Below are 21,041 nucleotides of genomic sequence, written 5' to 3'. Positions count from 1 at the left end.
TACACCACATTCAACGCCGCTGGGTGGCGGCCCTCATGGGGTACCCACTTTCCCTCCCGAAGCCCGCATCGACCAGCCATCGGGCGCTGTCTACGCTGGTGGCCATGGCTGATCAGTTGACGATTCCAGACCACCTCAAGCCCGCCGACGGCAGATTCGGGTGTGGACCGTCAAAGGTACGCGATGCGCAGCTGGAGGCGCTGGTCAGCAAGGGTGCCGCGCTGTTCGGGACCTCGCACCGCCAGGCCCCGGTGAAGAACCTGGTGGGCCGGGTGCGCGACGGCGTGCGGGCGCTGTTCTCGGTTCCCGACGGCTACGAGGTGATCCTGGGCAACGGCGGCTCGACCGCGTTCTGGGATGCCGCCGCCTTCGGTCTGATCGATCAGCGCTCACTGCACCTGACCTTCGGCGAATTCAGCGCGAAGTTCGCATCCGCGGTCGCCAAGAACCCGTTCGTCGGCGAGCCGATCATCGTCAAGGCCGATCCGGGCGGGGCGCCGCGGCCGCAGTCCGACCCGTCGGTGGACGTCATCGCCTGGGCGCACAACGAGACCTCGACCGGCGTCGCCGTCCCGGTGACCCGGCCAGAAGGCGCTGCCGACAAGCTGATCGTCATCGACGCCACCTCCGGCGCCGGCGGGCTGCCCGTCGACATCAACGACGTCGACGCCTACTACTTCGCCCCGCAGAAGAACTTCGCCAGCGACGGCGGCCTGTGGCTGGCCATCATGTCGCCGGCCGCGTTGGCCCGCGTCGAGGCGATCAAGGAATCCGGCCGCTGGGTGCCCGAATTCCTGTCGCTGCCGATCGCCGTCGACAACAGCCTGAAGAACCAGACCTACAACACCCCCGCGATCGGGACGCTGTTGCTGATGGCCGAGCAACTGGACTGGCTCAACGGCAACGGCGGACTCGACTGGGCCGTCAAGCGCACCGCGGACTCATCCCAACGGCTGTATTCCTGGGCGGAGGGCACCTCGTTCGCCACGCCGTTCGTCACCGATCCGGCGCTACGCTCGCAGGTGGTGGGCACGATCGACTTCAACGACGAGGTCGACGCGGCCGCGGTCGCCAAGGTCCTGCGGGCCAACGGCATCGTCGACACCGAGCCGTACCGCAAGCTCGGGCGCAACCAGCTGCGGGTCGCGATGTTCCCGGCCGTGGACCCTGATGACGTCAGCGCGCTGACCGCGTGTGTCGATTGGGTGGTCGAGCGGCTTTGACGCCGATCGCGGTCGGGCCCGCGTGTCACGCCCGGATAACGATCGGGCTGCAGTAAGGTCCGCTCCAAGCGGGTCCGGCTCGGTGATCCCAAGGAGGTCGACATGCGAGATCTGAAGGTTGTTGGACTCGATGTCGACGGCAGGCACATCCTCTGCGAGGAGGACGAGGCCACCGGCACGCCCAGCAAGTTCCGGTTGCGGGTCGACGACCGGCTCCGCGCGGCGGTGCGCGGCGACGCCGCGCAGGCCGGCCAGACACAAATCGAGGTCAGAAGCGTGTTGCGTCCCAAGGAGATTCAATCCCGGATCCGTGCCGGCGCCTCCGTCGAGCAGCTGGCCGAGGCCAGCGGGGTGGATCCGGCCAAGATCGAGCGCTTCGCCCACCCCGTGCTGCTGGAACGCTCGAGGGCCGCGGAACTGGCGACCGCCGCACATCCGGTGCTCACCGACGGGCCATCGGTCCTGACGCTGCTCGAATCGGTCACCACGGCGCTGGTGAACCGCGGCCTGAACCCCGACTCCACCACCTGGGATTCGTGGCGCAACGAGGACGGCCGCTGGACCGTGCAGCTGGCCTGGAAGGCGGGCTGCTCGGACAACGTCGCGCATTTCCGCTACGTCCCCGGCGCGCATGGCGGCACCGTCACCGCACTCGATGAGACCGCCACCGAGCTGATCGATCCCGACTTCGACCGGCCCCTGCGTCCGGTCGCCCCGCTGGCGCAGCTGGCCTTCGATCACCCGGAGCCAACCCCGGCCGCGCCCGCACCGGCACCCGAGCCGACCCGGCCCGCCGAGGAGGCCCGCCCGGCCCGCGCCAAGCGGTCCCGGCCCGCGGTGCCCGCGTGGGAAGACGTCCTGCTCGGGGTGCGCTCCAGCGGCGACCGCTGAGGCGCTCGCTCAACCCCCGACGGCCAACGCCAGCAGCCCCAGCCAGCCGCCGGCCACGCCGACCGCACTGCCCAGGACGAACCAGCGCACCACCGGAATCCGGCGCCAACCCCACACCGTGGGCGCCAACCCGCCGACGGCCACCAGATTCAGGCCCACCGCCAGCAGCGGGTGCACCCGGATCAAGCCGAGGCTCAACACCACGATCGCGGCCGCGATGACGGCCGCGGCGAAGGCCGCCGCGGTCAGCCCGGTGCCCCAGGGGGTGGGTTCCTCAGTCACGGTGGCACCCTAACCGCCCGCCCGCACCCGCTCATAGAACGCGATCGCCGCGGCCGTGGCGACGTTGAGTGAATCGGTGCCGCGGGCCATCGGGATGCGCACCCGGGCGTCGCTGACCCGCATCGCGGTCTCGGTCAGGCCCGGGCCCTCGGCGCCGACCAGAATCGCCACCCGGTCTCCGGTGGCCTCGGCCATGGCCTGCGCCGCCGGCACCGAACCCGCACCCGGGGTCATGGCCAACAGCCGGAAACCGCCGTCGCGCAACGCCTGCAGGTCCGCCGGCCAGCGCGGCGCCCTGGCGAACGGCACCAGCAGCGCATGGCCCATCGAGACCCGCACCGCGCGCCGATACAGCGGGTCGGCGCAGCCGGTTCCGAAGATCACCGCGTCGACGCCCAACCCGGCCGCGTTGCGGAAGATCGACCCGAGGTTCTCATGGTCGTTGACCCCCTCCAGCACCACGACCGTGCGAGCGTCCTCGACCACCTCGCCCAGCGTCAACGCCGCGGGCCGACGCGCGGCCGCCAACACGCCCCGGTTCAGATGGAAGCCCACCACGTCGGCCATCACCTCGGCGGTGACCCGGTAGTACGGGATGGCCGCATTCGCCGGGCAGTCGAGGTCGGCCCGCAGTTCGTCGAGCCGGCGCGCGGTCCCCAGCAGCGCGTGCGGCTCGAACCGGGAGGCCAGCATGCGTTGGACCACCAGCACGCCCTCGGCGATCACCAGCCCACGCCCGGTGGGCAGATCCGGGCGCCGATCCACCGAGTTGAGGTCGCGGAAATCGTCCAACCGCGAATCGCCCGGGTGGTCGACGTCAATGACGTTGACGCTCACGCGCTTTCGTCGACGATGACCGACATCAGATTGGCTGCCCGCAGCAGGACCGCACGTTCATCGGAGTTCAGTGTCGCCACCCGGCGCTGCAGCCAGGCCTGGCTCTCCTGCCGCTCGGCCGACAGCAGCTCCAAGCCGCTGTCGGAGACCGAGACCAGGACCTGCCTGCCGTCGACCGGGTGCGGGGTGCGCACCACCAGGCCCGTCTCGGCCAACGCCGCAATGACCCTGGTCATCGACGGCGGACGGACGCGTTCGCGGATCGCCAGCGCACCCGGTGTCATCGCACCTTCTTTTTCCAGCGTCGCCAACGCCGACAGCTGGGACAGCGACACCGGCGAATCGGGGCGCCGGAAACGCAATTGCCGGGCCAGCCGGATCACCGCGAGCGAAAGGTCCCCCACGAGCCGACTGTCGACATCCTTCACCCGTGAAACAATACTTCAGCTGGTGCATTGCCAAGCGACCAATTGACAGACCGTCTACCTGGTTGTGGCGGTGCGGGATCGGTTACGTTGGTTGCGATGCCCCCCGTGCCACCCGAAGCTCCCGCACCACCGCCGCTGCCGGCGGCACTGACCGAGCCCTGGCGCGTCATCGCGGCCGGGGCGTTGCTATGGCTGGCGGCTACGGTGGCGGCGTTCACCGTGCCCGCACTCGAAGATTGGCGACCGATCTGCCTGGCCGGCCTGGCCACCGGCGTGATCGGCACCTCGGTCTTCCTGTGGCAGCGCAGCGCCGCCCGCCGCGGGGCCCGCGGCGCGCAGACCGGACTCACCGATTGACCGCACCACTCGTTGTCGCCGACCCGAAGGAGTAATCATGGCCGCGCCCCTGTTGCAAGCCGAAATCGACATCAACGCACCGCTGCCCAAGGTCTGGGAGCTGATCTCGGACGTCAGCCGAATGCCGGAGTGGAGCCCGCAGTGTCGGCTGATGAAACCGCTGGGACCGGTGCGACCGGGCACCCGCACCCTGAACCTCAACCGCCGCAAGTTCCTGTTCTGGCCGACCACCTGCACCGTGACCGAGGTGGTCCCGGAGCAGAAGTTGGCGTTCAAGGTCGACGCCAACCGGACGGTGTGGAGCTACGAACTGGAACCGACCGCGGGAGGCGGCACCCGCGTCGTCGAGTCGCGCCATGCCGAAAACGGCACCACCGCGGTGTCGAATCTGCTCGTCGACAAGCTGATGGGTGGCGTGCCGAGCTTCGAGCAGGAACTCATCGAAGGGATGAACGCCTCGCTCGAGCGGATCAAAGCGGCGGCGGAACGGGGTTAGCCGCCAGGAACTCACCGGGGGCCTCGTCCGACGGCACCGCGTCGGGGTTGGCCGCGACGTCGAGCACGCCGTCGTCGTACGGGTCGAACTGCGGTGAACCCGCACCGGCCGGGGCCGGGGTGTCCGAATGCGCACCGCAGCCGTAGCTGAAGTCCACGACGCGTCCGTCGGCGGCCAACTCGTTGCCGCACACCCCGAACATGGTGCCCAGCGATCCGGCCATCGGCAGCAGGTATCCGCAGTCGCGGCACACCCGCTTGGTGGACCGGGCCATCGCCGAGGAGGGGCCGAATTCCCCGTCGTGCCAGCGCTGTGCGGCATCGGCACGGCCCCACGCGCTCATCACCCGACGCCGGCCCAGGCCGATCTCGGCCGCGGTTTCGTCGACCGCGGGATCACCGCTGAGCAGATACCCGGGGACCAGCCGCGGATCGTCGGCGGGCGGGGCCAACAGGTCACCGGGGCCCAGGTCACCGACCCGGACCCGCTGTTCCCACGGCACCCACTCGGGGGCCAGCAGCGCCGTCGGACCCGGTACCAGGACGACCTCGCTGATGGTGGCGCGGGTCGCGCCGGGGTAGGCGGCGACCACGACGGCCCACTGCCAGCCGCGATAGCCCGGCAGGGTGGCCAGGAAGCGGTGGGTGGCCGCGCTCGGATCCTCGTAGCTGACGCCGAGATACTCCCCAACGGCGCCGCCGCTGAACTCCTCGACCGCCTCGCGGGCAGCGTCGACCGCGCCGTTGAGCACGGCCGCCAAGGCCTCGGTCACCTCGGCACTGTGTTCGGTGCCGGGCTGCTCTGTAACTCGTTCGGTGGTTTCGGTCGCGCTGTCCATCGCCGTCAATACTGCCTCAGCAGCGGCGCTTCAGCCACACCGGTCACCACTGGCGCGCTAGTCCGAGGAAATAAGGAACAATCGACGTCGTGTCCGGGCGTCGAGATGATCAGCGGTTCGGGGACCGGCAACGGCCCCGCCCAGGCGTCCGGCGCACCCCGTCCGAGCGCGCGCAGGGGCGGCCCGCCGGCGAGCATCCCGGCCTGGCGAACTATCCGAGCGACCCGCCGCGCACGGCCTCCAGCGGCAACCGCTACCTCCCGCCGCTGGACGACGAGCGCCGCACCGGACGCCCGACGCCGCCACCGGACGCCTCGGCAACCGGCCGCGACGACGACCGCATCACCGTGACCCGGGCGGCCGCCATGCGCAGCCGCGAGATGGGCACCCGGATGTACGGGCTGGTGCACCGGGCGGCGACTGCCGACGGCGCCGACAAGTCCGGCCTGACCGCGCTGACGTGGCCGGTGGTGGCCAACTTCGCGGTGGATGCCGCGATGGCCGTGGCGCTGGCCAACACGTTGTTCTTCGCCGCGGCGACCGCCGAATCCAAGAGTCGGGTGGCGCTGTACCTGCTGATCACGATCGCGCCGTTCGCCGTCATCGCGCCGCTCATCGGCCCGGCGCTGGACCGCCTGCAGCACGGGCGGCGGGTGGCGCTGGCGGGCTCCTTCGCCCTGCGCACCGTCCTGGCGGTGGTGCTGATCGCCAACTACGACGCCGCCACCGGCAGCTTCCCGTCCTGGGTGCTCTACCCGTGCGCGTTGGGGATGATGGTGCTGTCCAAGTCGTTCACGGTGTTGCGCAGCGCGGTCACCCCCCGGGTGATGCCACCGTCGATCGACCTGGTGCGGGTCAACTCCCGACTGACCATGTTCGGCCTGCTCGGCGGCACCATCGTGGGTGGCGGCATCGCGGCCGGGGTGGAGTACGGCCTGACCACGCTGTTCCACCTGCCCGGGGCGTTGTTCGTGTTGGTGGCCGGCTCGCTCGCGGGGATCTGGCTGTCGATGCAGATCCCGAGCTGGGTGGAGGTCACCGCCGGCGAGGTCCCGGCCACCCTGAGCTACCACGACTCCGACCAGCACGGCGAGGCGCTGCGCCGCCGACAACCATTGGGCCGCAACGTCATCACCGCACTGTGGGGCAACTGCACGGTCAAGGCGATGGTCGGGTTCCTGTTCCTGTATCCGGCGTTCGTCGCCAAATCGCACGACGCCAGCGGCTGGGAGCAGCTGGCCATCCTGGGGCTGATCGGCGCGGCCGCGGGGGTGGGCAACTTCGCCGGTAACTTCACCGCGGCGCGGCTGAAGCTGGGGCGCCCGGCGGTGCTGGTGGTGCGCTGCGCGATCGCGGTCACCGCCGTGGCGCTGCTCGCGGCGTTCACCGGCAACCTGCTGGTGGTGGCGGTCGCCACGCTGGTGACCTCGGGGGCGAGCGCGATCGCCAAGGCCTCGCTGGATGCGTCACTGCAACACGATCTGCCCGAGGAGTCCCGGGCCTCCGCGTTCGGCCGCTCCGAGTCGGTGCTGCAGCTCGCCTGGGTGCTCGGCGGGGCCATCGGCGTGTTGGTCTACACCGATCTGTGGATCGGGTTCACCGCGATCAGCGCGGTGCTGATCCCGGCCCTGGCCCAGACCGTGCTCAGTTTCCACGGCGCCTCGTTGATCCCCGGTCTCGGCGGCAACCGCCCGGTCATGGTGGAGCAGGACGGCGCCGTCCGTGCCGAGTCGCGGTTGTCGCGGCCGGAATATCAGGCGGGATATCGCGAATGAACAGGATCTTGACCGTGCTCGCCGGCGTCGCGGTGGTGCTGGTCGCCGCAGCCGCGGGGGTGGGCGCCTGGGTGCTGACCCGCGACGACGGCCCGTCGCTGCCGGAGATCAGCGCGTTCACCCACGGCCACCTGGAGCGCGTGGGCCCGTACCTGTACTGCAACGTGGTCGACCTCAACGACTGTCAGGACGGCGGCCACCAGGGCGAGCTGACGGTCAATCACAGCGACCCGGTCCAGCTTTCGGTACCTGCGGCCATCGGCGCCGCACCCTGGCGGCTGATCCTGGCCTACGAGGAAATCGATCAGGACCAGATCTACACGTTCTCGCCCGGCGAGCAGCTCGCCGTCACCATCGCCACGGTGGATCCGCAGCGGGGCCGCCTGACCGGATTCGCCGTCCAGCTCCCGACGCTGGTCGAGTTGGACGGCGAGCTGCGGGAGATCCCGCACGCCGAGTGGTCGGTCCGCACCGTCTGGCAGCAGCGCGAGGGCACCGAAGCCGACCCCGAAAGCTGACTAGGACAGCCTCTTTCGCAGGAATTCCAGATCGTCGGCGTGACCGTCGGATGGGGTCTCGATGATGACGTCGCAGCGGGCGTCCCGGCACACCGAGGCGATCAGGTCCGAATCGAAGGTCCCGGAGTCGAAGTTGGCGTGCCGGTCGGCGCCCGAGCCGAAGGCGTCCCGCGAGTTGTTGGCGTGCACCAGGTCGATGCGCCCGGTGATCGCCTTCACCCGGTCGGCGATGTCGGCGAGTTCCTCGCCGCCGGCCCATGCGTGGCAGGTGTCCAAGACGAATCCCGGCTCGTACTGGCCCACGGCGTCCCACAACATCGCCAGCCGGTCGAATCGGCGCGCCATCGCGTTGTCGCCGCCGGCGGTGTTCTCGATCAGAATCGGCAACGGAAACCCACCGGATTCCTCGGCGCGCTCGAAAAGCTTGCGCCAGTTCTCGATTCCGGCCTGCGGATCGTCCTTGGCGGTGACGTGACCGCCGTGCACGACCAGCCCCTTGGCGCCGATGGCCGCGGCGGCCTCGGCGTGCTGGTGCAGGATCTTGCGGCTCGGAATCCGGATCCGGTTGTTGGTCGAGGCGATGTTGATGACGTACGGCGAATGGATGTAGACCGCGACGTCGCTGTCGCGCAGGGCCGCGGCGTGCGGATGCTCCGGCGGCTTCTTCCACCCTTGCGGATCGCCGAGGAAGAACTGGACCACCTGCGCGCCGCGGGCCTCGGCGGCGGCCAGCGGATCAGTGGAGTCGACGTGCGCACCTAGCAGAGCCATGCCCAGAGCCTATCCATCGACTACGACGGACCGGCCCCGTGTCCCGCGGGCACCCGCTCGGCCTCGGCCGTCGGACCCGGCGCGGTGCCGTCGCCGAATGGCCTGCCGCCCAGTTCTTCTCGTCCGTGCGGCGTGAGCCAGCCCGCCAGCTCCGGGCCCTTGGGCACGATCTGGGTCGGGTTGACGTCGGCGTGCACGATGTAATAGTGCTGCTTGATCTGCACGAAGTCGGTGGTGTCGCCGAAGCCCGGCGTCTGGAACAGGTCGCGGGCGTAGGCCCAGAGCACCGGCAGTTCCGCGAGCTTGTGCCGGTTGCACTTGAAATGTCCGTGATAGACCGCGTCGAACCGGGCCAGCGTGGTGAACAATCGCACGTCGGCCTCGGTGATGGTGTCGCCGACCAGATATCGCCGCGTGCTCAACCGTGCGCTGAGCCAGTCCAACGCGGTGAACAACCGGTCGTAGGCCGCGTCGTAGGCCTGCTGACTGCCGGCGAAGCCACAGCGGTAGACGCCGTTGTTGACCTCGGTGTAGATCCTTTTGGCCACCTCGTCGATCTCGGCGCGCAGCGACTCGGGATACAGCTGCGGGGCACCCGGGCGGTGATGGGCCGACCACTGCGTGGACAGGTCCAGCGTCAGCTGTGCGAAGTCGTTGGTGACCACCGCGCCGGTGGTCACGTCCACGATCGCCGGAACCGTGATGCCCTTCGGATAGTCCGGAAACCGCTTGAGGTAGGCGTCACGCAACCGCGGGATCTGCAATACCGGATCGACGCCGCCGGGATCGAGGTCGAACGTCCAACTGAGCTTGTCGTGGGTGGGCCCACAAAAGCCAATGGACAGCACGTCTTCGAGCCCCAGCAGGCGGCGCACGATGATGGCGCGGTTGGCCCAGGGGCAGGCCCGCGCGACGATCAGCCGGTACCGGCCGGGTTCCACCGGGTAGCCGTCGCGTCCGTCGGCGGTGATGCGACTGGTGATGTAGTCGGTGTCGCGGTCGAACTCGCCGCCGGCGGCGACGTAGGAATCAGACATGTCTCCAGCATGCCCGCCCAGCGTCGATCTAGGCGTCGAGTTCGCGTGCAACCGCCTTGACCACTTCGGAGACCCGGCGGGCCACCTTGCGGTCGGGGTAGCGACCCTTGCGCAGATCCGGCTGCACCGTGCCCTCGAGCAGCGTGATCATGTCCTCGACCATGCCGTGCAACTCGTCGGGAGTGTGTTTGCGCTCCGGCGGTCCGGCCGCCTCGCGCCGCGTCCGCGACAAGCTCGGCGGCGGATCGATCAGTTTCACGCTCAGCGCCTGCGGTCCGCGTCGTCCCGCGGCCACCCCGAACTCCACCCGTTGTCCGGCCTTGAGACCCTCCACCCCTGCGGGTAGCGCGGACGCCCGGACGTAGACGTCCTCCCCCTCCTCCTGGGACAGGAAGCCGAAGCCCTTCTCGGCGTCATACCACTTCACCCTGCCGGTAGGCACTGGTCTCACCTGCTGTCTCACGGGGCGCCGGTTCGCGACGACCTCAACCGATACATAACGGTGCGCCCCGCCTGCGCAGGGCGCACCGACGCTGATCCTACTCGGCGCACCCGGCCCCCAGCATCCGTGTTAACTCGGTAGGGTGGCCGTACCGCTGGAGGAAAGATGCGCCTGATTCTGAACGTGATCTGGTTGATCTTCGGTGGCCTGTGGCTGGCGTTGGGATACCTGCTCGCCGCCCTGATCTCCTTCGTACTGATCATCACGATCCCGTTCGGCTTTGCGGCGCTGCGCATCGCCGCGTTCGCGCTGTGGCCCTTCGGGCGGACCGTCGTCGACAAGCCGGGCACCAGGCCGGGTGCCCTGATCGGCAACATCATCTGGATCATCCTGTTCGGCTGGTGGTTGGCGCTCGGCCACCTGCTCAGCGCGATCGCGATGGCCGTCACCATCATCGGGATCCCGCTGGCGCTGGCGGATCTGAAGATGATTCCGATCTCGCTACTGCCGCTCGGCAAGGAGATCGTGCCGGTGGATCAGGCCCGGCACGACCCCATCGGACTGCCGACATGACCGCGACTCCGCTCGGGTTGCCCACGGTGGTCCGTCGACTGGGCCCGGCGCCGGCCGACGGGCCGATGATCGACACGTTCGGCCGGATCGCCGCCGACCTGCGGGTGTCGCTGACCGACCTCTGCAATCTGCGCTGTACCTACTGCATGCCGGCCGAGGGCCTGGACTGGCTGCCCGACGACCGGCTGTTGAGCGCCGAGGAGTTGCAGCGCCTGCTGCGCATCGCGGTGACCCGGCTGGGCATCACCAACGTCCGCTTCACGGGCGGCGAACCGCTGCTGTTCAAGGGTCTCGAGCAGGTCGTCGCCGCTACCGCCGCGCTGCGCCCGCGCCCGCAGCTCGCACTGACCACCAACGGGGTCGCACTGCACCGTCGAGCCCGGGCGCTGGCCGAGGCCGGACTGGATCGCGTCAACGTCTCCCTCGACACCGTCGATGCCGCCCACTTCGCTGCGATCACCCGGCGCGACCGGCTCCAGGACGTCATCGCGGGACTGGCGGCAGCCCAGGCCGCCGGGTTACGGCCGGTCAAGGTCAACGCGGTGTTGGACCCCCGCACCGGCCGCGAGGATGTGGTGGCGCTGCTGCGGTTCTGCCTCGACCACGACTACCAATTGCGGGTCATCGAACAGATGCCGCTGGACGCCGAGCACCACTGGCAACGCGACAGCATGCTGTCGGGCGCCGAGATCCTGGCCACGCTGCGCGAGCACTTCGCCCTGACCCCCGACCCGACACCGCGCGGATCGGCTCCCGCGCAGCTGTGGCGGGTCGACGGCGGCACCGCCACCGTCGGGGTCATTGCGTCGGTGTCCGAGGCGTTCTGTGCGGCCTGTGACCGCACCCGACTCACCGCCGACGGGCAGGTGCGCAACTGTCTGTTCGCGACCTCCGAGACAGACCTGCGCACCCTGCTGCGCGACGGATCCGACGACGCCGCCATCGAGGCGGCCTGGCGCTCGGCGATGTGGCAGAAGGCCGCGGGCCACGGCATCAACGACCCGAGCTTTGTTCAGCCCGCGCGGCCGATGAGTGCGATAGGTGGATAGACGTGACCGAGGTGCAGACCGACCGGCAGATCCAGGTGACGCTGCGCTATTTCGCGGCGGCCAGCGCTGCCGCGGCCAGCGATCAAGAGGTGCTGCCGTTTTCGTCCGGCACCACGGTCGGTGAGGTTGTCGAAACGCTCAGTGCGCGTAACGCCGAGTTGGCCAGGGTGCTCCAGCGGTGCTCGTACCTCTGTGATGGTGTTGCGGTCCGTGACCTCGGCACGGTGCTGAATTCCGGGCAAACCCTCGATGTCTTACCCCCATTTGCTGGCGGATAGCGTGATATGCGTCACATAACGAAATGATAACGGGGCGGTTTGTCCTCGCGGGGGCCGGAAATCAGGTCCAAAAAACGACGGGTGTCGTGCGGGTTTAGAGCTCCTTTAAGTTTTGCCGCCAGCGGAAACGCCGCGTGCGACAAAAGATGACGCGACGCGGGCCAGCCGTTACCGTCGTCTTCGGTCGGCCGAGCAGTACCGAGCGGTAGACCCTCCCGTACCTGATTGCGCCGAGCTCCATCCGTTGGGTACGGGTGCCGACGAACACCACGGATGGAGGCGGGGGACCCAACCGGTCCACCGAATCGGACCTGGGACCGCGGCTGCGGACCCTAGGGGTGAAGCCAACGTCGTTCCTTCGGAACCGGCCGCGGCCGGGCAACCTCTCCAGCCCGAACCCGACAGCTGACCTCGTGGGCGCAGACAGAGAGGACATCACCGACCTATGAGTGGACGGCATCGCAAGCCCACCGAAACCGGCAAGAACGTCGCGAAGATCGCCTTCACCGGCGCTGTGATCGGGGGCAGCGGTCTCGCCCTCGCCGGCCAGGCCGGCGCCGCGACAGATGGCGAATGGGACACCGTCGCGCGCTGCGAATCCGGTGGCAACTGGGCCATCAACACCGGCAACGGCTACCACGGCGGTCTGCAGTTCGCCCCGGGTACCTGGTCCGGTCATGGCGGCGGTGAGTTCGCGCCGGTCGCGCACCAGGCCACCAAGGAACAGCAGATCGCGGTCGCCGAGCGGGTGTTGGCCACGCAGGGCAAGGGCGCCTGGCCCGTCTGCGGTCGCAGCCTCTCCGGCCCCACCCCCCGCAACGTCGTCCAGCCCGCGTCGCTGGAGACCCAGGCCCCCGAGGGCCTGCCGCCCGCACCCGAGGGCCTGCCGCCCGCACCTGAGGCACCGCTGCCGCCGGCCGATATCGCGCCGCCACCGCCTCCCCGCCCCCGCCGGCCCCCCGAACCCTCGCCGTCCCGGTCGACTTCGTCCCCGAGGGGCCTGCCGCCCGCACCCGAAGCCCTCCCGCCGGCCCCCGCACCCGAGGCACCCCTGCCGCCGGCCGACATCGCACCCCCGCCGCCGCCCCCGCCGGCCCCCGAACCCCTCGCCGTCCCGGTCGACTTCGTCCCCGAGGGCCTGCCGCCCGCACCCGAAGCCCTCCCGCCGGCCCCCGCACCCGAGGCACCCCTGCCGCCGGCCGACATCGCACCCCCGCCGCCACCCGAACCCCTCGCCGTCCCGGTCGACTTCGTCCCCGAGGCACCGCCGGCGGACGCGGCCGTCATCGAGCAGGCTTCGCTCGAGGTCCCCGCCCCGGCCGTCGACCCGGCCGACTGGACGGTTGCCGACCCGAACACCCAGCCGGGCGCGCAGCTGTGGTCGCTCGATGTGCTTCCGCAGACCCCGGCCGATCCGGCCGTGCCTGCCCCGCCCGCCGACCCGATGGCACCGCTGGCCAACCTCGACATCCCCGCGCCGGCCTTCGACGCGGCCAACCAGCTGGTCTCGGGCGAGGTTCCGACCATCGCGGCCGAGGCCATCCCGCACCTGCCCAGCCCGGAGAACCTTCCCCCGGGTGCCACCGACCTGCCGCTGACCCCGAACAGCCAGCCGAACCTGACCTACCTGCGTGAGCTGTGGCATGCGGTGCAGACCCAGGAGATCGACGGCAACGACATGCTGCTGGCGCTGGCGCAGCGGCCGCTGACCTCGCAGCCGCCGGCCAACGCTCCGGTCGGCCCGAACACCCCGGTTGTCCCGGGTGCTCCGGCCCCCGAGCCCGTGCCGGCTCCGGTGGCCCCGCCCGCCTAGGCGCTGCGCTCGACGAACACGCCGTCAGGCGCAGTTGACCCATTCCTCGGTGCCGTCCGCGAAGAACTGGTGCTTCCAGACCGGTAACCGCTCCTTGATGGCGTCGACCAACTGCGCGCACACCTCGAACGCGGCCCGGCGATGGTCCGCGGCGACCGCGGCCACCAACGCCGCATCGCCGAGCGCGAGCGCCCCGACCCGGTGGCTGGCGGCGATTGCGCGCACGCCGTCGGCCTGCGCGGCCACCTCCGCGAGCACCTCGGCCATGGTCTGCTGGGCCAGCGGATGGGCGGAGTATTCCAGCCGCAGCACCTGCCGGCCGCCGTCGTGGTTGCGCACCACCCCGGCGAAGCCGACCACCGCACCCGCGGCCGGGTCGGCGACCAACAACTCGTGCTCGACGAGCAGGATGGGTTCTTCGGTGAGCGCGGCGCGCAGGACGACGGTCATCGCGGGTGGTCTTTACCGGCCAGCTGATCAAGCGCATGGGGCACGACATCGGTGAGCACCGTGAGGCCGTCGCGGACGCCGCCGGGCGAGCCGGGCAGGTTCACGATCAGGGTACGTCCCGCGACGCCGCACAATCCGCGCGACAGCACGGCGGTGGGCACCTTGGGCAGTCCGGCGCGACGGATCGCCTCGGCCAGGCCCGGCAGCTCGAAGTCCAGCACGGCCGCGGTCTGATCCGGGGTTTCGTCGGTGGGCGAAATTCCGGTGCCGCCGGAGGTGATCACCAGGTCGACCCCGTCGTCGACCGCGATCCGCAGCGCCCGCCCGACGGGGTCCCCGTCGGGCACCACCACGGTTTCGGGTTCGGAAAAACCTTGTTGGACAAACCATTGCGCGATCAGCGGCCCGCTGCGGTCGTCGTAGACACCCTCGGCCGCGCGGGTGGAGGCGATGATGACGCGGCCGTTGCGGGTCACCGGCGCCATTCCCCGGTACGACCGCCGACCTTGCTGAGCACCTTGATGTCGTCGATCCGCGCGGCCGGATCCACGGCCTTGATCATGTCGTAGACGGTCAACGCCGCAACGCTGACCGCGGTCAACGCCTCCATCTCGACCCCGGTGCGGTCGGTGGTGCGCACGGTGGCGGTCACCTCCACGGTGGCATCGACCACCTGGAAATCGATGTCGACGCCGGTGAGCGCGAGGTGATGACACAGCGGAATCAGATCGCTGGTGCGCTTGGCCGCCAGGATGCCGGCGACCCGGGCGGTCGCCAACGCGTCACCCTTGGGCAGGCCACCGGCCGAGATCAGTCCGACCACCTCGGCGGTGGTGTGCAGCACCCCCGACGCGACGGCGGTGCGCTTGGTGACGTCCTTGTCGGTGACGTCGACCATGTGGGCGGCCCCCCGCTCGTCGAGGTGCGACAACGGCTGGGAACCCGAGCCCCTGGCCATCGTTATCTGTTGATGACGGTGACCGGGTGCACGTACGGCAGTTCCTCGGCCGGCACCGGGAACGTGACCTCGCCGAACGGCGAGAGCGCGCCGGTGCGGTCGGTCGCCAGTTCGCTCACAGCGTGGTCGTCCGGATCGGTGGTCGGCCAGCCGGGATCGACGTAACGGCCCTTGTTGGTCTCAGCAATGTCAGCCACGCCAGCCATTGTGACAGGTCGCGGAATCTTCGTGCGCTACGGTCACTGCTTTACCCTGGTCACGATGACCGATCACATCCCTGGCGTGCCCCTGGGAGTCTGGCTGGCCGACTCGCCCGACGAGGCGCTGATCCGGCTGCTGGAGCTGCGCCCGGACCTCGCCCAGCCGCCGCCGGGCAGCATCGCGGCGCTCGCGGCGCGGGCCCAGGCGCGGCAATCGGTCAAGGCTGCCTCCGATGACCTGGACTTTCTCCGGCTCGCGGTGCTCGACGCCCTGTTGGTGCTGCAAGCCGATACCACTCCGATTCCGGTCAGCAAGCTCGTCGCGCTGGTCGGCGAGCGCGCCCCGCAGGACGCGGTCCTGGCGGCCCTCGAGGACCTGCGCGAGCGCGCGCTGGTGTGGGGAGACCCGTCGTCGGTCCGGGTGGCCACCGAGGCGTCCGCGGGGCTGCCCTGGTATCCCGGCCAGGTCGTGCTGGAGGATCCGACGGTCAGCGCCGCCGCCCTGAGCGCCCAGCTCGAGGCACTCGATGACCCCCAGCGCGAGCTGCTGAACCGGCTGCTGGCGGGCTCTCCGGTGGGCCGCACCCGCGACGCGGCGCCCGGGACACCGCCGGACCGGCCGGTGCAACGCCTGCTGGCGGCTGGCCTGCTGCGCCAGCTCGACCACGACACCGTCATCCTGCCGCGCAAGGTGGGGCAGCTGCTGCGCGGCGAGGAGCCCGGCCCGTCGGCGTTCACCGCCCCCGAACCCGTCAGCTCCGCCAAACCGGTCCCGAAGAAGGCGATCGACGCCGCCGGCGCCGGCGCGATCATCGACCTCCTGCGTGAGTTCGAGGTGGTGATCGAAACACTCGGCGCCACACCGGTTCCCGAGCTGCGTAGCGGCGGACTCGGGGTCCGTGACATGAAGCGCCTGGCGAAGCTGACCGGCATCGGCGAGAGCCGGCTGGCGTTGCTCCTAGAAATCGCTTCCGCCGCCGGGCTGATCGCCAGCGGCATGCCCGAGCCAGAGCCCGTGGACGGCCCCGGCGGACCGTACTGGGCACCGACGGTGGCCGCCGACCGCTTCATCGAAACCCCGACCGCGGAACGCTGGCATCTGATCGCCACCACCTGGCAGGATCTACCGGCCCGGCCCAGCCTGATCGGACACCGCGGTCCCGACGGTAAACCTTATGCGGCGCTGTCGGATTCGCTGTATTCCACGGCCGCCCCACTGGATCGCCGGCTGCTGCTGGCGACGCTGGCCGAGTTGGCGCCCGGCACCTCGGTGGACGCCGCGGAGGCCTCCCAGGCGATGATCTGGCGTCGCCCGCGCTGGTCGGCCCGGCTACAGCCCGAACCCGTGGCGCAACTGCTCGAAGAGGCGCACGCCGTGGGCCTGCTCGGCCGCGGCAGCATCACCGCACCCGCCCGGGCGCTGTTGCAGGACGGCCCCGAGGCCGCGATCGCGGCGATGGCCAAGGCGTTGCCGACGCCGGTGGACCACTTCCTGCTGCAGGCCGACCTGACCGTCGTGGTGCCGGGACCGCTCGACCGCGACCTCGCCGACGATCTGGCGGCCGTGGCCGACGTCGAATCCGCCGGTGCCGCCATGGTGTACCGGGTCAGCGAGGCCTCCATCCGCCACGCCCTCGACACCGGCCGCACCCCGGGCCAGCTGCACGCCTTCTTTGCGAAACACTCCAAAACACCGGTGCCGCAAGGGCTCACATACCTGATCGACGACGTCGCCCGGCGACACGGACAGCTGCGCGTGGGCATCGCGTCGTCGTTCGTGCGTTGCGAGGACCCGGCGCTGCTGGCCCAGGCGGTGGCCGCGGCCCCCGTCGCGCAGCTCGAGTTGCGGCTGCTGGCGCCGACCGTCGCGGTGTCGCACGCCCCCATCGCCGATGTGCTGGCCGCGTTGCGCGCGGCCGGCCTGGCGCCGGCGGCCGAGGATTCCAGCGGGACGATCGTGGATCTGCGGTCCCGCAGCGGTCGGGTGCCCGCGCCGCCGCACCGCCGGTTCTTCCGGCCGTCGCCGACCACCCCGAACCGGGACACCCTCAACGCGATCGTCTCGGTGCTGCGCAAGGTCGAAGACGGCACCGCCGGCAGCGGGCGGCTGGAGCCGGCGCAGGCGGTCGCGCTGCTGCAGCAGGCTGCGCTGCAGCAAAGCAGCGTGGTCCTCGGTTACACCGATCCGGCGGGGATCTCCACCCAGCGGGTGGTGTCGCCGATCCACGTGCGGGGCGGCCAGTTGACCGCGTTCGACACCGCGGCCGGCCGGGTGCGGGACTTCGCCGTGCATCGTGTGACCTCGGTCATGTCGGCGGAGCCGGGATAATGGGTTAAATGACCGACGGACCCCTGATCGTGCAGTCTGACAAGACTGTGTTGCTCGAAGTCGACCACGAGCAGGCCGGTGACGCGCGCGCGGCGATCGCGCCCTTTGCCGAACTCGAGCGAGCACCCGAGCACATCCATACCTACCGCATCACGCCGCTGGCACTGTGGAACGCCCGCGCGGCCGGTCACGACGCCGAACAGGTGGTCGACGCGCTGGTGAGCTTCTCCCGGTACGCGGTGCCGCAACCGCTGCTGGTCGACATCGTCGACACCATGGCCCGCTACGGCCGGCTCCAGCTGGTCAAGAGCCCCGTCCACGGCCTGACGCTGGTGAGCCTGGACCGCGCGGTCCTCGAAGAGGTGCTGCGCCACAAGAAAATCGCGCCCATGTTGGGCGCGCGGATCGACGACGACACCGTCGTCGTACATCCCAGCGAGCGCGGCCGGGTCAAGCAGATGCTGCTCAAGATCGGCTGGCCGGCCGAGGACCTGGCGGGCTACGTCAACGGCGAGGCGCACCCCATCGCGCTGGACCAGGACGGCTGGGAGTTGCGCGACTATCAGGAGATGGCGGCCGAATCGTTCTGGGCCGGCGGCTCGGGCGTGGTGGTGTTGCCGTGCGGGGCCGGCAAGACGCTGGTCGGGGCCGCGGCGATGGCCAAGGCCGGGGCCACCACGCTGATCTTGGTGACCAACACCGTGGCAGGTCGGCAGTGGAAGCGCGAGTTGATCGCGCGCACCTCGCTGACCGAGGAGGAGATCGGCGAATACTCCGGTGAGCGCAAGGAGGTCCGCCCGGTCACGATCGCGACGTATCAGGTGATCACCCGTCGTACCAAGGGCGAGTACAAACACCTCGAGTTGTTCGACAGCCGGGACTGGGGCCTGATCATCTACGACGAGGTGCACCTGCTGCCGGCGCCGGTGTTCCGGATGACGGCCGACCTGCAGTCGCGGCGGCGGTTGGGGCTGACAGCAACGTTGATCCGGGAGGACGGTCGGGAGGGCGACGTGTTCAGCCTGATCGGTCCGAAGCGGTACGACGCGCCGTGGAAGGACATCGAAGCCCAGGGCTGGATCGCGCCCGCGGAATGCATCGAGGTCCGGGTGACGCTCACCGACAACGAGCGGATGCTGTACGCCACCGCCGAACCCGAGGAACGCTACAAGCTGTGTTCGACCGCGCACTCGAAGATCGCGGTGGTCAAGTCGATCCTGGACCGCCACAAGACCGAGCCGACCCTCGTCATCGGCGCCTATCTGGATCAGCTCGACGAGCTCGGCACCGAGTTGAACGCCCCGATAATCCAGGGCTCCACCAAGACCGCCGAACGCGAGGCGCTGTTCGACGCGTTCCGACGCGGCGAGATTCGCACCCTGGTGGTTTCCAAGGTGGCCAACTTCTCCATCGACCTGCCCGAAGCCTCAGTGGCCGTGCAGGTTTCGGGGACGTTCGGCTCCCGCCAGGAGGAAGCCCAGCGCCTGGGCAGGTTGCTGCGACCCAAGGCCGACGGTGGCGGCGCGATCTTCTACTCGGTGGTGTCCCGCGACAGCCTCGACGCCGAATACGCCGCGCACCGGCAGCGTTTCCTGGCCGAACAGGGCTACGGATACCTCATCAAGGACGCCGACGACCTGTTGGGCCCCGCGATCTGAGACCGGTCACAGCTTCGCGCCACTCGCGACTCGCGCGAGCGGGCGAGTCGCGACTCGCGCGAGCGGGCGACTCGCGCGAGCGGGCGACTCGCGCCTCTCGCGACCGGGCGAGTCCCCGGCCGACACGCCGTTGTGCAGGTCGGGATTGCGCACGCTCGCGCCGACGGAACCCGCCGACTACAGCGACAGGATGGTCGCCGAAGCGGTGCCGGGCGCGCCGTATACCTGAGCCAGGCCGACGCGGGGCTGACCCGGCACCTGGCGATCCCCGGCCTCACCGCGCAGCTGACGCACGAGTTCGTGCATCTGGCGCAGGCCGGAAGCCCCGATCGGTTCGCCGTTGGCGATTAATCCGCCGTCGGTGTTCACCGGCATCGAGCCACCGATCTCGGTGGCACCGTCGGCCAGCAGCTTTTCCTGCTCGCCGTCCTTGCACAAGCCCGTCTCGGCCATGTGGATGACCTCGGCGCCGGCGTCGGTGTCCTGCAGCTGCGCGATGTCGACGTCCTCGGGACCGATGCCCGCGATCTCGTAGGCGGCCTTCGCGGCATACACCGTCGGCGAGGGGTCCTCGTCCAGCGGCGCCGAAGTAGCGTGGACCTCGTAGGCCCCGAACGTCCTGGTGCGGATCTCGGAGGCCTTCACGTAGACCGGCTTGTCGGTGAACTTGTGGGCGATATCGCCGCGGCACATGATCACCGCGGCAGCGCCCTCGTCGGGTGCGCAGAACATGTACTGCGTCAGCGGGTAGTTCAGCGCCGGCGAGTTGAGGATCTCCTCGATGGAAATGGGCTTGCGGCGGAACGCATTCGGGTTCAGCTCGCCGTTGCGGAAGTTCTTGTTGGCCACCCGCGCCAGCGTCTCCTGGCTGATGTTGTGGTCGTGCAGGTACTTGTTGGCCTTCATGCCGAAGAACTTGGTGGTGACGAACTGGCCGTTCTCGGCGTACCACTGCGGCAGCGCCAATTTGGCCGGGTCGTCGGTGAACGCCCCGCGCGGATGCTTGTCCAGGCCCACCGCGACGCCGATGTCGTATTTGCCGAGCCGGATGGTGTCGGCGGTCTGCTGGATCGCGCTGGCCGAGGTGGCGCAGGCGTTGAAGACGTTGGTGAAGGTGATTCCGGTGAGCCCGACGAGGCGGGTCACCGAGTCCGGGTTGGACACCTCGTAGCTGCCGCCGAAGCCGAACTGGATGTCTTTCCACTCCACACCCGCGTCGGCGAGTGCCAGCCGGATCGCCTCGGCGCCCATCTGCACAGCGGGCTTATCGAAGCGACCGAAGGGGTGCAGGCCGACGCCGATGATGGCCACATCGTTGGTCATTGCGGTACTCCTCAGACAGGCTGGAACGCGAACGTGACGACTTCGTTGCCGTCGGCGTCAGTGGTGAACGGGATCATGGTCAGCTCGACCTCCTGGCCGAATTCGAGCTTGGCGGGGTCGTTTTCGGTCAACCGGCCCTCGACGCGGATCACGTCACCGAGTTGGACGAGGCCCACCCCGAACGGCACGAAGTCCTTGCCGGTAGGACCGGCGTAGGGGGCACCGGGCGGGAACCCCTGGGTGGTCCAGGCGATGACCGTGCCGCGCCGCGGCAGCAACAACTCCGACATATCAGCGCTGCTGCACTTGGGGCAATGGTCCTGGACCGGGAACACGGTGGCCGAACAGCTGCCGCACTGACTGCCGATCAGCTGCGGGTTCTCCGCGGGCCAGGTGGAGATCTCGGGTGCGATCGCCTTCTGCATGTCAATCCTCCGCGGTCGTGACCAATAATGCGCTTGCAGAATCGTACAATACTGTTGACGAAAAACGGAAAGCTCATTCTCCGGGCCGCG

The 21,041-nt window shown here is 69.8% G+C and carries 25 protein-coding genes and 1 riboswitch; of the genes, 12 read left to right on the top strand and 13 right to left on the bottom strand.

Annotated features, from left to right (window positions below; translation table 11 throughout):
* Positions 1-104: 104 nt before the first annotated feature.
* Both serC and sepH read left to right on the top strand, forming a co-directional pair.
* The gene (gene serC / locus RCP80_RS03595; protein WP_308481044.1) at positions 105-1,223 is read left to right on the top strand and encodes a phosphoserine transaminase; all 1,119 of its coding nucleotides are present in this window, start codon (positions 105-107) and stop codon (positions 1,221-1,223) included.
* A gap of 102 nt (positions 1,224-1,325) precedes the next feature.
* Positions 1,326-2,114, top strand: coding sequence for a septation protein SepH (gene sepH / locus RCP80_RS03590; protein ID WP_308481043.1), 789 nt, complete (start codon positions 1,326-1,328; stop codon positions 2,112-2,114).
* A gap of 9 nt (positions 2,115-2,123) precedes the next feature.
* On the opposite strand, the gene RCP80_RS03585 is transcribed toward sepH, so the two are convergent.
* From RCP80_RS03585 to RCP80_RS03575, 3 genes are read right to left on the bottom strand one after another with little or no spacing between them, the layout of a single operon-like run.
* Positions 2,124-2,396 carry a DUF2537 domain-containing protein gene (locus RCP80_RS03585; protein ID WP_308481042.1) on the bottom strand — a complete coding sequence of 91 codons (273 nt, stop codon included), beginning with the start codon at positions 2,394-2,396 and terminating at the stop codon, positions 2,124-2,126.
* Positions 2,397-2,405: 9 nt separating this feature from the next.
* On the bottom strand, positions 2,406-3,233 hold the full coding sequence (locus tag RCP80_RS03580; protein WP_308481041.1) for a TrmH family RNA methyltransferase: 828 nt from the start codon (positions 3,231-3,233) through the stop codon (positions 2,406-2,408).
* Positions 3,230-3,661 carry an Rv0880 family HTH-type transcriptional regulator gene (locus RCP80_RS03575; RefSeq protein WP_308481040.1) on the bottom strand — a complete coding sequence of 144 codons (432 nt, stop codon included), beginning with the start codon at positions 3,659-3,661 and terminating at the stop codon, positions 3,230-3,232. Before RCP80_RS03575 ends, RCP80_RS03580 begins: the two co-directional genes overlap by 4 nt.
* Before the next feature lie 96 nt (positions 3,662-3,757).
* Here RCP80_RS03575 and RCP80_RS03570 point away from each other — a divergent pair, with 96 nt between their 5' ends.
* Positions 3,758-4,018: a DUF2530 domain-containing protein gene (locus tag RCP80_RS03570; RefSeq protein WP_308481039.1), complete on the top strand. Its 261-nt coding sequence runs from the start codon at positions 3,758-3,760 to the stop codon at positions 4,016-4,018.
* A 37-nt stretch (positions 4,019-4,055) separates the two neighbouring features.
* Positions 4,056-4,514, top strand: coding sequence for an SRPBCC family protein (locus tag RCP80_RS03565; RefSeq protein ID WP_308481038.1), 459 nt, complete (start codon positions 4,056-4,058; stop codon positions 4,512-4,514).
* On the opposite strand, the gene RCP80_RS03560 is transcribed toward RCP80_RS03565, so the two are convergent.
* Positions 4,489-5,352, bottom strand: coding sequence for a DUF3027 domain-containing protein (locus tag RCP80_RS03560; protein ID WP_308481037.1), 864 nt, complete (start codon positions 5,350-5,352; stop codon positions 4,489-4,491). The genes RCP80_RS03565 and RCP80_RS03560 overlap by 26 nt on opposite strands.
* Before the next feature lie 203 nt (positions 5,353-5,555).
* Here RCP80_RS03560 and RCP80_RS03555 point away from each other — a divergent pair, with 203 nt between their 5' ends.
* Entirely contained in the window at positions 5,556-7,127 is a 1,572-nt protein-coding gene (locus RCP80_RS03555) for an MFS transporter (RefSeq protein ID WP_308482685.1), read from the top strand.
* Entirely contained in the window at positions 7,124-7,645 is a 522-nt protein-coding gene (locus RCP80_RS03550) for a DUF2771 domain-containing protein (protein ID WP_308481036.1), read from the top strand. Before RCP80_RS03555 ends, RCP80_RS03550 begins: the two co-directional genes overlap by 4 nt.
* Here the strand turns inward: RCP80_RS03550 and RCP80_RS03545 are convergent, their stop codons facing one another.
* From RCP80_RS03545 to RCP80_RS03535, 3 genes are read right to left on the bottom strand one after another with little or no spacing between them, the layout of a single operon-like run.
* Complete coding sequence (locus RCP80_RS03545; RefSeq protein WP_308481035.1) at positions 7,646-8,416, bottom strand: deoxyribonuclease IV; 771 nt, start codon at positions 8,414-8,416, stop codon at positions 7,646-7,648.
* Between the two features lie 20 nt (positions 8,417-8,436).
* Complete coding sequence (locus RCP80_RS03540) at positions 8,437-9,453, bottom strand: glutathione S-transferase family protein (protein WP_308481034.1); 1,017 nt, start codon at positions 9,451-9,453, stop codon at positions 8,437-8,439.
* Between the two features lie 28 nt (positions 9,454-9,481).
* Complete coding sequence (locus RCP80_RS03535) at positions 9,482-9,895, bottom strand: cold-shock protein (RefSeq protein ID WP_308481033.1); 414 nt, start codon at positions 9,893-9,895, stop codon at positions 9,482-9,484.
* Positions 9,896-10,060: 165 nt separating this feature from the next.
* On the opposite strand from RCP80_RS03535, the gene RCP80_RS03530 reads away from it, so the two are divergent.
* From RCP80_RS03530 to RCP80_RS03515, 4 genes are all read left to right on the top strand, one after another.
* The gene (locus RCP80_RS03530) at positions 10,061-10,468 is read left to right on the top strand and encodes a YccF domain-containing protein (RefSeq protein WP_308481032.1); all 408 of its coding nucleotides are present in this window, start codon (positions 10,061-10,063) and stop codon (positions 10,466-10,468) included.
* Positions 10,465-11,517 carry a GTP 3',8-cyclase MoaA gene (moaA, locus tag RCP80_RS03525; protein ID WP_308481031.1) on the top strand — a complete coding sequence of 351 codons (1,053 nt, stop codon included), beginning with the start codon at positions 10,465-10,467 and terminating at the stop codon, positions 11,515-11,517. Before RCP80_RS03530 ends, moaA begins: the two co-directional genes overlap by 4 nt.
* 11 nt (positions 11,518-11,528) lie before the next feature.
* Positions 11,529-11,795 (top strand): MoaD/ThiS family protein, encoded by a 267-nt coding sequence (locus tag RCP80_RS03520; RefSeq protein WP_308482684.1) that lies wholly within the window; start codon positions 11,529-11,531, stop codon positions 11,793-11,795.
* A 248-nt stretch (positions 11,796-12,043) separates the two neighbouring features.
* Positions 12,044-12,231, top strand: a riboswitch (cyclic di-AMP (ydaO/yuaA leader).
* Between the two features lie 9 nt (positions 12,232-12,240).
* Complete coding sequence (locus RCP80_RS03515) at positions 12,241-13,608, top strand: transglycosylase family protein (RefSeq protein WP_308481029.1); 1,368 nt, start codon at positions 12,241-12,243, stop codon at positions 13,606-13,608.
* A 24-nt stretch (positions 13,609-13,632) separates the two neighbouring features.
* Here RCP80_RS03515 and RCP80_RS03510 read toward each other — a convergent pair whose 3' ends face one another.
* From RCP80_RS03510 to RCP80_RS03495, 4 genes are read right to left on the bottom strand one after another with little or no spacing between them, the layout of a single operon-like run.
* Entirely contained in the window at positions 13,633-14,058 is a 426-nt protein-coding gene (locus RCP80_RS03510) for a molybdenum cofactor biosynthesis protein MoaE (protein WP_308481028.1), read from the bottom strand.
* Positions 14,055-14,543, bottom strand: a complete 489-nt coding sequence (locus tag RCP80_RS03505; protein ID WP_308481027.1) for a MogA/MoaB family molybdenum cofactor biosynthesis protein — start codon at positions 14,541-14,543, stop codon at positions 14,055-14,057. Before RCP80_RS03505 ends, RCP80_RS03510 begins: the two co-directional genes overlap by 4 nt.
* Entirely contained in the window at positions 14,531-15,016 is a 486-nt protein-coding gene (gene moaC, locus RCP80_RS03500) for a cyclic pyranopterin monophosphate synthase MoaC (RefSeq protein WP_308481026.1), read from the bottom strand. Before moaC ends, RCP80_RS03505 begins: the two co-directional genes overlap by 13 nt.
* A gap of 2 nt (positions 15,017-15,018) precedes the next feature.
* A complete protein-coding gene (locus RCP80_RS03495; RefSeq protein WP_308481025.1) occupies positions 15,019-15,213 on the bottom strand; it encodes a hypothetical protein in 195 nt (64 codons plus the stop codon).
* 64 nt (positions 15,214-15,277) lie between these two features.
* On the opposite strand from RCP80_RS03495, the gene RCP80_RS03490 reads away from it, so the two are divergent.
* Together RCP80_RS03490 and RCP80_RS03485 are read left to right on the top strand one after the other, a co-directional pair.
* A complete protein-coding gene (locus RCP80_RS03490; RefSeq protein WP_308481024.1) occupies positions 15,278-17,545 on the top strand; it encodes a helicase-associated domain-containing protein in 2,268 nt (755 codons plus the stop codon).
* Between the two features lie 8 nt (positions 17,546-17,553).
* Positions 17,554-19,203, top strand: a complete 1,650-nt coding sequence (locus RCP80_RS03485) for a DNA repair helicase XPB (RefSeq protein ID WP_308481023.1) — start codon at positions 17,554-17,556, stop codon at positions 19,201-19,203.
* Positions 19,204-19,380: 177 nt separating this feature from the next.
* Here the strand turns inward: RCP80_RS03485 and RCP80_RS03480 are convergent, their stop codons facing one another.
* Together RCP80_RS03480 and RCP80_RS03475 are read right to left on the bottom strand one after the other, a co-directional pair.
* Positions 19,381-20,526 carry a thiolase family protein gene (locus tag RCP80_RS03480; protein ID WP_308481022.1) on the bottom strand — a complete coding sequence of 382 codons (1,146 nt, stop codon included), beginning with the start codon at positions 20,524-20,526 and terminating at the stop codon, positions 19,381-19,383.
* An 11-nt stretch (positions 20,527-20,537) separates the two neighbouring features.
* Positions 20,538-20,951 carry a Zn-ribbon domain-containing OB-fold protein gene (locus RCP80_RS03475; RefSeq protein ID WP_308481021.1) on the bottom strand — a complete coding sequence of 138 codons (414 nt, stop codon included), beginning with the start codon at positions 20,949-20,951 and terminating at the stop codon, positions 20,538-20,540.
* Positions 20,952-21,041 lie beyond the last annotated feature (90 nt).

This window comes from Mycolicibacterium sp. MU0053 (assembly GCF_963378095.1).
In the GTDB taxonomy this organism is placed as follows: Bacteria; Actinomycetota; Actinomycetes; order Mycobacteriales; family Mycobacteriaceae; genus Mycobacterium; species Mycobacterium burgundiense.
This window is presented reverse-complemented; position numbering and strand designations above follow the sequence as displayed.

What these genes read in the sequence shown, in the direction of transcription:
- serC (WP_308481044.1), top strand. Translation starts at nt 105, where the DNA reads ATGGCTGATCAGTTGACGATTCCAGACCACCTCAAGCCCGCCGACGGC.
- sepH (WP_308481043.1), top strand. Translation starts at nt 1,326, where the DNA reads ATGCGAGATCTGAAGGTTGTTGGACTCGATGTCGACGGCAGGCACATC.
- RCP80_RS03570 (WP_308481039.1), top strand. Translation starts at nt 3,758, where the DNA reads ATGCCCCCCGTGCCACCCGAAGCTCCCGCACCACCGCCGCTGCCGGCG.
- RCP80_RS03565 (WP_308481038.1), top strand. Translation starts at nt 4,056, where the DNA reads ATGGCCGCGCCCCTGTTGCAAGCCGAAATCGACATCAACGCACCGCTG.
- RCP80_RS03560 (WP_308481037.1), bottom strand. Translation starts at nt 5,352, where the DNA reads ATGGACAGCGCGACCGAAACCACCGAACGAGTTACAGAGCAGCCCGGC.
- RCP80_RS03550 (WP_308481036.1), top strand. Translation starts at nt 7,124, where the DNA reads ATGAACAGGATCTTGACCGTGCTCGCCGGCGTCGCGGTGGTGCTGGTC.
- RCP80_RS03545 (WP_308481035.1), bottom strand. Translation starts at nt 8,416, where the DNA reads ATGGCTCTGCTAGGTGCGCACGTCGACTCCACTGATCCGCTGGCCGCC.
- RCP80_RS03540 (WP_308481034.1), bottom strand. Translation starts at nt 9,453, where the DNA reads ATGTCTGATTCCTACGTCGCCGCCGGCGGCGAGTTCGACCGCGACACC.
- RCP80_RS03530 (WP_308481032.1), top strand. Translation starts at nt 10,061, where the DNA reads ATGCGCCTGATTCTGAACGTGATCTGGTTGATCTTCGGTGGCCTGTGG.
- moaA (WP_308481031.1), top strand. Translation starts at nt 10,465, where the DNA reads ATGACCGCGACTCCGCTCGGGTTGCCCACGGTGGTCCGTCGACTGGGC.
- RCP80_RS03515 (WP_308481029.1), top strand. Translation starts at nt 12,241, where the DNA reads ATGAGTGGACGGCATCGCAAGCCCACCGAAACCGGCAAGAACGTCGCG.
- RCP80_RS03510 (WP_308481028.1), bottom strand. Translation starts at nt 14,058, where the DNA reads ATGACCGTCGTCCTGCGCGCCGCGCTCACCGAAGAACCCATCCTGCTC.
- RCP80_RS03505 (WP_308481027.1), bottom strand. Translation starts at nt 14,543, where the DNA reads ATGGCGCCGGTGACCCGCAACGGCCGCGTCATCATCGCCTCCACCCGC.
- moaC (WP_308481026.1), bottom strand. Translation starts at nt 15,016, where the DNA reads ATGGCCAGGGGCTCGGGTTCCCAGCCGTTGTCGCACCTCGACGAGCGG.
- RCP80_RS03490 (WP_308481024.1), top strand. Translation starts at nt 15,278, where the DNA reads ATGACCGATCACATCCCTGGCGTGCCCCTGGGAGTCTGGCTGGCCGAC.
- RCP80_RS03485 (WP_308481023.1), top strand. Translation starts at nt 17,554, where the DNA reads ATGACCGACGGACCCCTGATCGTGCAGTCTGACAAGACTGTGTTGCTC.
- RCP80_RS03480 (WP_308481022.1), bottom strand. Translation starts at nt 20,526, where the DNA reads ATGACCAACGATGTGGCCATCATCGGCGTCGGCCTGCACCCCTTCGGT.
- RCP80_RS03475 (WP_308481021.1), bottom strand. Translation starts at nt 20,951, where the DNA reads ATGCAGAAGGCGATCGCACCCGAGATCTCCACCTGGCCCGCGGAGAAC.